This is a genomic window from Gemmatimonadota bacterium (genome assembly GCA_016712265.1).
Lineage (GTDB): Bacteria > Gemmatimonadota > Gemmatimonadetes > Gemmatimonadales > Gemmatimonadaceae > RBC101.
Genome location: JADJRJ010000028.1, coordinates 356,763 through 367,208, shown reverse-complemented (window position 1 = coordinate 367,208; position 10,446 = coordinate 356,763). Strand labels below are relative to the sequence as shown.

At 68.8% G+C, this 10,446-nt stretch carries 11 protein-coding genes; 4 read left to right on the top strand and 7 right to left on the bottom strand.

Going from position 1 to position 10,446, the window contains the following annotated elements; translation table 11 throughout:
* Nucleotides 1-91: 91 nt before the first annotated feature.
* Complete coding sequence (locus IPK85_08510; GenBank protein MBK8247423.1) at nucleotides 92-670, top strand: OmpA family protein; 579 nt, start codon at nucleotides 92-94, stop codon at nucleotides 668-670.
* A 25-nt stretch (nucleotides 671-695) separates the two neighbouring features.
* Here IPK85_08510 and IPK85_08505 read toward each other — a convergent pair whose 3' ends face one another.
* Nucleotides 696-3,092: a glycoside hydrolase family 95 protein gene (locus IPK85_08505; GenBank protein MBK8247422.1), complete on the bottom strand. Its 2,397-nt coding sequence runs from the start codon at nucleotides 3,090-3,092 to the stop codon at nucleotides 696-698.
* 171 nt (nucleotides 3,093-3,263) lie between these two features.
* On the opposite strand from IPK85_08505, the gene IPK85_08500 reads away from it, so the two are divergent.
* Genes IPK85_08500 through IPK85_08490 form a run of 3 tightly spaced genes read left to right on the top strand, consistent with a single transcriptional unit; the run spans nucleotide 3,264 to nucleotide 5,148 of the window.
* Nucleotides 3,264-4,220 (top strand): GTP-binding protein, encoded by a 957-nt coding sequence (locus IPK85_08500; protein ID MBK8247421.1) that lies wholly within the window; start codon nucleotides 3,264-3,266, stop codon nucleotides 4,218-4,220.
* Nucleotides 4,221-4,248: 28 nt separating this feature from the next.
* Entirely contained in the window at nucleotides 4,249-4,761 is a 513-nt protein-coding gene (locus IPK85_08495) for a DUF1697 domain-containing protein (GenBank protein ID MBK8247420.1), read from the top strand.
* A 21-nt stretch (nucleotides 4,762-4,782) separates the two neighbouring features.
* Complete coding sequence (locus IPK85_08490) at nucleotides 4,783-5,148, top strand: TfoX/Sxy family protein (GenBank protein ID MBK8247419.1); 366 nt, start codon at nucleotides 4,783-4,785, stop codon at nucleotides 5,146-5,148.
* Between the two features lie 65 nt (nucleotides 5,149-5,213).
* On the opposite strand, the gene IPK85_08485 is transcribed toward IPK85_08490, so the two are convergent.
* The 6 genes from IPK85_08485 to IPK85_08460 all read right to left on the bottom strand — a co-directional run bounded on the left by IPK85_08485 (nucleotide 5,214) and on the right by IPK85_08460 (nucleotide 10,441).
* Complete coding sequence (locus tag IPK85_08485; protein MBK8247418.1) at nucleotides 5,214-5,975, bottom strand: DJ-1/PfpI family protein; 762 nt, start codon at nucleotides 5,973-5,975, stop codon at nucleotides 5,214-5,216.
* 122 nt (nucleotides 5,976-6,097) lie between these two features.
* A complete protein-coding gene (locus tag IPK85_08480; GenBank protein ID MBK8247417.1) occupies nucleotides 6,098-7,282 on the bottom strand; it encodes a di-heme enzyme in 1,185 nt (394 codons plus the stop codon).
* On the bottom strand, nucleotides 7,279-8,160 hold the full coding sequence (locus IPK85_08475) for a metallo-mystery pair system four-Cys motif protein (protein MBK8247416.1): 882 nt from the start codon (nucleotides 8,158-8,160) through the stop codon (nucleotides 7,279-7,281). Before IPK85_08475 ends, IPK85_08480 begins: the two co-directional genes overlap by 4 nt.
* Nucleotides 8,161-8,301: 141 nt before the next feature.
* The gene (locus IPK85_08470) at nucleotides 8,302-8,637 is read right to left on the bottom strand and encodes a hypothetical protein (GenBank protein ID MBK8247415.1); all 336 of its coding nucleotides are present in this window, start codon (nucleotides 8,635-8,637) and stop codon (nucleotides 8,302-8,304) included.
* Nucleotides 8,634-9,176, bottom strand: a complete 543-nt coding sequence (locus IPK85_08465) for a TlpA family protein disulfide reductase (GenBank protein ID MBK8247414.1) — start codon at nucleotides 9,174-9,176, stop codon at nucleotides 8,634-8,636. The genes IPK85_08470 and IPK85_08465 overlap by 4 nt, the downstream gene beginning before the upstream one ends.
* On the bottom strand, nucleotides 9,173-10,441 hold the full coding sequence (locus tag IPK85_08460; GenBank protein MBK8247413.1) for an exo-alpha-sialidase: 1,269 nt from the start codon (nucleotides 10,439-10,441) through the stop codon (nucleotides 9,173-9,175). Before IPK85_08460 ends, IPK85_08465 begins: the two co-directional genes overlap by 4 nt.
* Nucleotides 10,442-10,446: the final 5 nt, after the last annotated feature.

Here is a 10,446-nt window from a genome sequence, read left to right as displayed (position 1 = left end):
CTGCCTAACCACGCTGCAAGGGTGGCGTTAGGCTGCCCCCACAGATACCTTGGGACAACCCTGGTCGACCACCCCGTCACGAGCCCCGCCCATGCCGCAGCATCACCGTCGCGCTGTTGCGCTCGTCCTCGCCGTTGCCTGCCTGGCCCCCATCGCCTGCCGCAAGAAGCCTGAGGCGGCGCCAGCCCCCGCTCCGGCCCCATCGCAGCCAGCCCCGTCGTCCAGCGGGACCAGCCAGCCGGCGCCCACCACACCGCCACCCGCAGCACCCGCCGGCCCGTCGGCCGCTGCGCTCGCGGAGGCCCGCGCCACCCTGGAGGGGGCCGTCTACTTCCTGTACGATCAGGATGGACTGACCGACGAGGCGCGTGCCTCCCTCGACGCCAAGCTCGCCGTCCTCGTGGCGAATGCCGACGTGCAGGTGCGTGTGACCGGCCACGCCGATGATCGCGGCTCCGATGAATACAACCTCGCCCTCGGCCAGCGCCGCGCGGCCAGCGTCAAGCGCTACTTCATGGATCGGGGAATCGCCGACTCTCGCCTCTCCGTGGTCTCCATGGGTGAGGAGCAACCGGAGTGCACCTCGGGTGAAGAGTCGTGCTGGCAGCGCAACCGCCGCGCGACCTTCGTGGTCACCTCCGGCAACATCTCCGCCGTTCCGCGTCGGTAGCTGACGCGGCGGCGAAGCGCCCGCGTCATCGCAGCACGTACGTCACCCCGGGGCTGGCCTCAAAGGCGAGAGTCGCCGGCCCCACCCTGCGGACGCGCACCGCGCGACCCGACGCGCTCACCCGCTCCAGCCCGGGTGCCTGCACCACCACCTCGCCCGCGCGCGTGGCGACCAGCCGTGCCTCGGTGACCTTGGCCGCGCGCCACGAGAGGTCGATCGTAAACCCGCCCCGGGCCCGGAGACCGGTCACCGTTCCCTGAGCCCAATCGGATGGAAGCGCCGGCAACAGGTGCAGCACCGCCCCGTGCGACTGGACGAGCATCTCGGCCATCGCGGCCGTCGCGCCCAGGTTGCCGTCCACCTGCAGCGCGCGGCCGCACAACGAGAAGAAGTTGGAGACGGACGATCGCCCCAGCAGGGCGCGGAACTGGTCATGTGCCGCGTTGCCGTCGTAGAGACGCGCCCGCAGCCCCATCTTCCATGCGTAGGACCATCCGCAACCGCCCGTGCCACGCCGGTCGAGGGAGACCGCAGCGGCGCGAGCCAACGCCGGCGTGCCTTCGGGAGTGATCTCGCGCCCGGGATAGAGCCCCCAGAGGTGCGACAGGTGGCGATGCTCTGGCTCGATCTCGTCCCAGTCCTCCAGCCACTCTTGCAGCTGTCCGTGCTTGCCGACCTGGTTGGGCGCCAGCCTCCCGCGGGCGGCCAGTGCCTCGGTCACCATCGCGCTGTCCATGTGAAGCACTCGCGCCGCCTCGCCGAACTGCGTCAGCACTTCGCGAATGATCTGCATATCCATGGTGGGACCGACCGCCATGGTGCGCGCCGTGAGGACGAGTCCCGTCGTCTCGTCGAAGAACTCGCCGTTTCCGGGAAAGGCCGGGAAGTTCTCGGGGGAGTTCGACGGCGCCGTCACCAGCCACCCACGCGTGGGCTCCGGCACCAGGACGTCGAGCAGAAAGCGCACCTGGCCGCGCAGCAGCGGATAGAGCCGCCGCAGGGTGGCGGTGTCCGGGGCAAATTGGTAGCGCTCCATCAGGTTTGTCATCAGCCAGGCCCCGCCGACGGGCCACGCGCCCCAGGACGGGCCGTCCATCGGGGTCGTGGAGCGCCAGAGATCGGTGTTCTGGTGCAGCACCCAGCCGCGCGCACCCCAGTGCTCGCGTGCCGTGACCGCGCCAGCCTCCGCGACCTCGCGGACCAGCTTCTCCAGCGGCCCGACCAACTCGGCGAGGTTGGCCGTCTCGGCCAGCCAGTAGTTCATCGGGAGGTTGATGTTGACCGTGTACTTCGAGTCCCACCACGGGTTGGGGTTGTCGTTCCAGATCCCCTGCAGGTTGGCCGGCTCCGTCCCGGGGCGAGAGCTGGTGATTAACAGGTAGCGGCCGAACTGGTAGTACAGCGCCGCCAGGCCGGGGTCCGGCGAGGTGGCAAACCGCGCGATGCGCGCGTCGGTGGGGAGCGTGTCCAGCTGGGCGTCGGGCGGCCCCAACGACAGCTGGACCCGCCGAAACCACTGTTGGTGTTCGCGCACGTGGTCGGCGTGCAGGGCCGGCCAGGAGCGCCGCATGGCGGCGCCTACCGTGGCCGCGACCCGCTCCCCCGCGTTGGCCGTCACCGTGCGGTAGTCCACGAAACTCGTCGCGGCGGCGAGCACCAACGTCACGACGTCGGCCCCCTGGACCATGAGTCGGCGACGATCAGCCCGCACCGTGCCACCATCGACCTTGGCCTCGAGATCGGCCTGGTAACGCAGCTGGCCGGCTACGCCGAGGTAGTCCGTGCTCTTGCCCGTGAGGCGCAGCGTGCGTGGGCCTACCGCGTCCATCTGGAAGTAGTCGGTACCGTAGTTCGAGTGCGTGGGGTTCCGCGTGCCGCGCAACTCGGCCGCCAGGGTGATCATCCCGGGTCGATCCGCACTGAGGCGCACCACCACCACCTGGTCGACCGCGCTCACAAACACTTCCCGCAGGTAGCGCACCCCCGCGACCGTGTATGAGACGCGAGCTACCGCCTGATCGAGGTCGAGTTCCCGTCGATAGTTTGTGACGCTGTCGTGCCCGGGCACATCGAGCCACAGGTCGCCCAGCGACTGGTACTTCATCTGTTCGATGGGACGGCCCATCATGGTGCGTCCGAACAGGTCGTGCGCCGCAGCCACGTCACCCGCGAAGAGCAAGCGGCGAATCTCGGGAAGGGCGGCAGATGCCCCGCGGACGACCGGATCATACGGACCGCCAGACCAGAGCGTCTCCTCGTTGAGCTGTATGTGTTCTCGCCCGGGGTGCCCGAACACCATTGCCCCAAGCCGGCCGTTGCCGACGGGCAACGCCTCGTTCCACGTCTTGGCAGGCTGCCGAAACCAGATGACCGGCTCCGGGGGCGCTGGCTGGGCCAGCACAAGCAACAGCAATCCGTGCACCACGTGGACTTCTCCTGGCCTGGGGTCGGGCCTGCAAGCGGCTGGGGCGGAAGCTACGGGATTTCCGGCGCGCGAGCACGGGCGCAGGTGCACGAACGATGCGCAACGCCATCATGGCCTTCTGGCGTTCCCTTCGTGCAGGTAGCTTGCGTTGATGCGAGCTCCCGTTCGGTGGCTGTCCCCCTCCTGCTGATCGTCGGCTACCTGGGCGCCGGCAAGACCACGTTGCTGCAGCGTGTGATCCCCCTCCTTGGGGCAGAGGGGGTGCGCCCGCGCGTCATCCTCAATGACTACCAGGACGCACGGGTGGACGCCGCGCGACTCGCGGCACTCGATGCCCTGGTGACCCCGATCAGTGGCGACTGCATCTGCTGTGGCTCGCGGGAAGAGCTGTTGGAATCGCTCGCCGGACTGGTGATCGACGCTGACACGGCCGTGCTGATCGAGGCCAACGGGACGAGCGATGCGGCGGAGCTGCACGATGTCCTTGCCCTGGACCCGCGACTTTCTGCCTTGTCCCGTCCGATCCAGGTCACCGTGATCGACGCCCGACGGTGGCAGAAGCGATGGTTCGACAAGACGCTGGAACGCGAACAGGTGACCACGGCATCACATGTCTGGATGAACTGGGCGGAGGAACTCGCGCCGCGTCGGCTCGCCAGCGTCGAGGCATCGCTCGTGGAGGTGAACCCCCTCGCCCGACGTACGACCCCCGAGGCGCTCACCATCGAGCTGTCGTCCCTCGTGCGCCAACCAACACCGACACGCATTGTGCGGGCCGGCGCATCCTCCCCGTCCGCCCACCACGATCCCCACCGTCATCACTTCGCCTCGGTTGGTGTTGAGCTGCCGGCGGTCGTCGAACGCTCGGCGCTCACCAGCCGCGTACTCGCCCTCGGCCCCGGGCTGCGGCGCGCGAAGGGAGTCATTGGACTTGCGGATGCTCCCGGCGCCCAGTGGGCGTGGAGTTATGTCGCCGGGGACGACGCCCTCCGCTTTGAGGCACTCCCCCTCGCCGGCTTCGCGACGGTCGCCGTGTTCATCGGGATCAACCTCGATGAGGCGGCGCTGACGGCGCTGGTTGAGGCCCTGCGGTCCGATGCGACAGCGGTGCGCGTCACGCCATAGGATTCCCTTCCCTCCACGGCCACGCCCCATGCCACGTTATGTCGCCTTCCTTCGCGGCGTCATGCCAACCAACTGTCGCATGGCGGAACTGCGCGCGGCCTTCGAAGCGGGCGGCTTCGCGAAGGTGAAGACCGTGTTGGCCAGCGGCAACGTCGTCTTCGACGCGCGCACGGCGCCAGTCGCGACGCTCGAACGGAAGGTCGAGGCCGCCGTCTTCGCCGGGCTCGGTCGCACCTTCGAGACGTTCGTCCGCCCACACGATGTCCTTCAAGCAGTGCTGGAGCGGGATCCCTTCGCCCCGTTTCGGCTGCCCGCCGATGCCAAGCGGGTGGTGACATTCCTGCGGACACCACCCGTCGTGCCGAAGCTCCCGGTCGTGCTCAACGAGGCGCGGATCGTGGCCGTGGAGGGATGTGAGGTCTTCACCACCTACCAACGCGGTGCGGAGACTCCGGACTTCATGAAGTTGATTGAGCAGGCGTTCGGCAAGCAGCAGACCACGCGTACCTGGGACACCGTGCGCAAGTGCACCCTGGCCTGATCACCTCCATGCGTCGTCCCCATGGCCTACAGTGAAGCCCTTGCCGACCGCATACGGGATGCCCTTGGCGGGCGTCGCGACGTGGACGAGCGCAAGATGTTCGGCGGTGTGGCCTTTATGGTCGGCGGGCACATGTGTGTCGGCATTGTGGGCGACGCACTCATGGTGCGGCTCGCCGCGGAAGACGCCGTCGCCCTGCTCGCGCGGCCACACGTTCGCCCGATGGACTTCACGGGACGCCCGATGAAGGGGTTTCTCTACGTCGATGCCCCCGGGATCAAGACGGCGCGACAACTCACGGGCTGGATCGAGCGCGCCGTAGCCTTTACCAGCACGCTGCCACCGAAGAAACCGCGAGTCAGGCGGCTGCCGCGACGCCGCGCCTGAACGACCGACGCGCGCCCCGGGGCCAGCCCCGGGACGCGTGCGGTGTTGTCCGCGGCGTGGTGATGTTATCCGAGCTTTGCACGAGCCTCGGCGGTGGCCGCCTTGAACGCCTCGAGCGACGGGGCATACATGCGCCCGAGCGCCCCGGACACGACCGGCCCCGCCCCCTTGAGGGACCCGGCCTTGAACGGCGGATCCGGGTCGTACTCGATGTTAAGCTGCTCGGCCTTTGCGTAGTTCTCGCCGGCGAGTCGTGCCGTCAGCAGCAGGGCAAAGTCCAGCCCGGCCGTGACCCCGGCGCCCGTGATGCGATTGCGGTCCTCTACGACCCGCGCCTTGACCGGGGACGCCCCAAACTGCGCCAGCAGGTCGTGCGTGAGCCAGTGCGACGTCGCCTTGTATCCCTGGAGCAGGCCGGCGGCGCCGAGGATCAGGGAGCCCGTGCACACGCTGGTGATGTAGCGGGTGGTTGCCGCACGGGAGCGCAGGAACGCCAGCACTTCCTGGTCCCGCATTGCGGCCACGGTCCCGACGGTCCCGCCGGGAAGGAAGAGCACGTCGAGGTCACGCGGCACGTCGGCAAACGCCGTGGTCGTCAGCGTCACGCCGCGCCCGGCCGGCACCTGCTGTTTGGTCTTCCACACAAGGTGCACCTGCGTATTCAACAGGTCGGAGAAGACGGTGAGCGGCCCGAGAAGGTCGAGGGGGAACATCCCGGGGTACGCCACCATCGCGATCTGGCGCGGCTTCGTCGGGGCAATGGCCTCCTTGACCTTCGGGTCGCCCTGCGCCAGGTCGTCAACGAACCGGGTCATGACCTGCATCATCGGGTCCTGCGCGAGCGGCGATGCAGCGATCTCCGTCGCGTCTGCTCCCCCGTGTGCCGTTGCTGGCGCCAGGGTGCCCAGCGCCATCCCGGCCGCCAACTGCTTGTGAAAGTCTCTGCGGTTCATCGTGTGGTGGGCGAATGGGGACGAGCAAAGGGATCGGCGAATCGCGGATCCGAGACGAACGTGCTGTCGGTGAGGCTGTGCAGGAACGCGAGCACGTCGCGTCGCTCCCGGGCGGAGAGTGTGAAGCCCTTCACGAAGGAGCTCTTGTACGGATTGCGACGCCCCACCCCACGATGCGGCCCCGTGGCAAGCGTCCGTCCGCCCGCCGCGTAGTGGTCCAGGGCGGCGTCCAGGGTGCGGACCGAACCATCATGCATGTAGGGCGCGGTGAGGGCGATGTTGCGTAACGACGGTGCCTTGAACTTGCCCATGTCCTCAGGGTCACCCGTATGCTCGCTCACCCCCGGGTTCTGGGTGGGGTAGGCGCCCTTGCCGTCGACGTTGTACAGGCCGGTGTTGTGGAACTCGATCTCCACGAATCCCTTGCCCTTATAGTCGACGGTGTTGGTGAAGTTGAATCCGCCGTGACAGTGGAAGCACTCGAGCTTCTCGCTGAAGAACAGTTCCTCGCCGCGTCGCGCCGAGCGCGTGATGGCGGTGGTGTCGCCCGCCAGGTACCGGTCGTAGGGCGAACGCCCCGAGATAAGCGTTCGCTCGAACGCGGCAATCGCCTGGGTCACGCGACGCACGGTGATGGCGCCATCCTCGTGCGGGAATGCGGCGCGGAAGAGCCGCGGATACGCGCTGTCCGCCGCGAGGCGTGCCAGCAGTTCCTGCTCGCGTCCGGCGAGGCCAAGCTCCACGGGAGTCTCGCCAAACATCGGCAACATCGCCTGCTGCTCGAGGGACTTGATATTGGGGTTCGCCCACGTGAGCACGGGGGCATACGCGATGTTGGCCAATCCCATCGCCCCACGCGGGTGCACCTCCCCGGTGGACCCGACCCCGCGCGGGAGTGGGTCCGCGAAGGCCTTTGACTGCAGGTGGCAGTTCCCGCAGGAGAAGGTCTCGTTGCCGGACAGGCGCCGGTCATAGAACAACAGCCGCCCAAGGTGCACCTTGGCCTCCGACATCGGGTTGTCGACGGGGACGCGGGGCTCCGGGAAGCCGCGCGGCAGTTGCCAGTCGTACGGCGCCGGCTGCACCACGGCGGCCGAAGCCGCCGTGGACGCGTCTCGCGCCAGGAGGAGCCACGGGCCCACGGCAATGCCGAGGAGGAGCAGCGCGCGACGGACGATCATCGCGCCGCACCGTCCGGCGCGGCGAGCGCCCCGCGGGCGACACCAAAGACGCGCTGCGTCCCACCCTTCGACGGGCCGAAGGGCAATCCCAGGGCGTCGAACACCGCCACGCAGTCCCCATCATTCTGGCCCGACATGCACCCGGCGGCGGTCTTCGGCTGGTTGGTGGACACGTCTGCCGCCTGGAGCAACGCGGCGACGTCGAAGCGAATGGCATCCTGCATGGGATTGAAGCCATCCAGGGACACCGTGGCGCGGTTCGCCCAGCGACAGGCGGTGGGCATCGTGGTCGCCGAGCCGGTCGGGGTGCACTCCGTGCTCCCCAGGTGCACCACCCAGTTCTGCGCGCCTTCGGGCTTGAGGTCCAGGCGGAGGAACTTGTACCCGGAGTTCCACGCCCAGAACATGCGCGTCAACGAGAGGGGCGAGGGCTGCGCGGTGAGGTCGAGGTGATTGCGATCGAACGGGACGCCGAGGGTGAAGCGCACCCCGGTGTACTCCCCGGCCGGCACAGTCCCCTCGATGACATCGTGGATATCGGCATTGCCGTTGGAGCAGGCGCCGCTGCCATCCTCGAAGTCGAGCAACGCGACCGAGCCGTGTTGCCAGAGGCCATCCTGGGTCAGCGTTACGGGGACTGTGCGACCATCCCGCGTCGTGAGCTGCACGTCATGGACGTAGAACTTGAACTCGGTTGCCTGGATGGTGGAGGACGCCTTGCCGATGCCGGCATAGCTGCGGCCACAGGCGAAGGGAGCGTCGCCGACGGTCGCGCGCATCGCGAGGCGGACCGGTGTGGTCGCCGCTGACTGGGCGGCAAGGACGGCGGGAAGGACCGCGGTCGCCAGGACGCTGGTCGTGCGGAGGAAGCTGATCATGTGATGAGCTGGAGAAGGGGTGGGTCGGCGTGCCTGGCGGAGGCCCCCGCCAGCGCACGCCAGCCGACGTCGCGCCTGGAGGACGCAACGACCGGCTTACCATCGTTTGTCTACGGAGGCAGGGCGCGCGCGGCGCGTGGCTCAGGCGCGCGGGGGCGCCGTGGCGAAGGGCAGGCGGAGATGCGACCCGAGACCGAGGCGGGCGACCGTCATCGACCGCGCCCGCCAGGGAATCTCCAGGACCGCTGTCTCGAAGCCAACGGCGAGCGGCGGGGCCGTCACGGCCATCGGCAACGCACACGCCTCCGCGCAGTCGCAAGGCGCCGCTGGCCCCTGCGGCACCGGCATCTCGTGCCCGGCATGCACGCCAGCCGCGGCATGCATGGGGCACTCGTCGATCGTCCACCGCGTCCCAAGGGCGAGGATGGCGACCACACCAACCAGCAACGACCAGGTCCGTCCGATTCGCCGGATCATGGGGCCGCCCCAGCCAGGTGACGACGGATGACCTCCTCGAGCTCCTGTACCCTCGGCGTCACATCCCCGGCGTGGCGCCATAACAACGTGCCATCCGCGCCGATCAGGAAGGTCTCGGGAACCCCGATCGACCGAAAGGCGTCCTGGACCCGCCCGTCGGCATCCCGGGCAATGGGGAAGGTCCCGCCGAGGGCGGCAGCCGATTGTTGGACCTTCGCGTCCGCTCCCCCTTGGTCCACACTGATCCCCACCACGCGAAGGCCGGCGGACGCATGTCGCCGATGGAGCCCCTCAAGGGTCGGGAACTCCTTGCGACACGGAATGCACCAGGTGGCCCAGATGTTCAGCAGCGTGAGCGGCTGCGGGCCACCCGCCGGCCCCACACGAACCGTGTCGCTGGCATATGTCGCAATCTCATAGGCTGGCGACGGGGCACCCACCGTGATCGGCCGAAACGCCTCACCGGCGGCCGCGCGTGACCCAGCGTCTCGGCTGCACGCCGAGAGCAGGCCAACGAGAAGCAGCCGCCGGATCGTCACCGCAGGGGTACCACGGCCCGCACAAGCCGGGCCGGCCCGCGGGCATCGTAGCTCGTCCACGGGCCGTCGCGCGTCGACGCCTCCGGCGCCGGGGCTCCCGGGATCGCACCGCGCTCCTGCCACAACACCTCAAGCTGATCGCCGCGTGCCGCGAGGACGGGGAATGAGGCCGTGGCCGCGCTGTCGCTCAGGTAGGTCGCCTCGCCAAAACTCGCGCCCCGGTCACGACTGACTCGCACGGCGATCCGTGCCGGACGCAGGGTGCCGTCATCCCAGGCAATTGCGATGCCGGTCCCCCCAAACAGCACCAGCTGGCTGTGGGAGGCCTTGGCGAACGGGGCGACCCCGATCGCCGTGGGCGCCGAGAACGTCGCCCCGCCATCGTCGCTCCACGCGTACTTCACCCCAGCCGCCCCTTCGCGCCCGGTCCACCACGAGATGTGCAAGCGGTTCTGCGCATCGACGGCGATGGACGGCCCGGCATCGGGGCAGTGCGCGATCGCAAAGCTGTCGGCGTGGACCAACGTCGGAACGCTCCACGTACTCCCGCCATCGCGCGACCGCGCCACCACATGGTCGCGGTGCTCCCCGAGGACCTTGCGCCAGATCGCGTAGACCGTGCCGTCCGGCCCGGTGGTGACCGGTGTCCGGCAGCAACCACACGCCTCCTCCATGTCGAGCGCCACGTTGCGAGACCAGGTGGCGCCCTGATCCTCCGAGCGCGCGAGGAAGACCCGGGCCGTATCCGCGGCTCGCTCATCGAGCCAGGCCACGAAGACCTTACCGTCTTGCCCGATCGTCATCGTGTGATCGTTCCGGTACCGCTGCAAGTCACCGTCGTCAGCCACCGTTACCGGGACACTCCAGGTGGCACCGCCATCCGTGGACCGCACAAACCGCAGCCCGGAGAGCGCCTTGTACTTTGCTGCAGAGTCCGGAACCGCCACGGCGTACGACATCATCAGGGAGCCGTCAGGCGCCGTTTGCAGCTTCGGCGGGGTTTCCCCGTCGAATTGCGCCGGCCCCAGTGGATCCACGAGTTCCTGTCGCGTGCCGCCTTCGTTCATGGTGAACAGATGGCCGGTGCCAACAGAGTCCAGCGCTACCCAGGCATAGTGCGCCTGCCCGGCGGAATCGAGGGTGATCGCCGGTGACATGCCCCGAGCCGGCGGCGCGTCAAGCATCGTGCGCGTGACGGCCGCTGGCTCCCCCATTCCACCCCCGCACGCGACCGCCGCGGCCAGCGACCAGGCACCGTGCCGCATGGCCG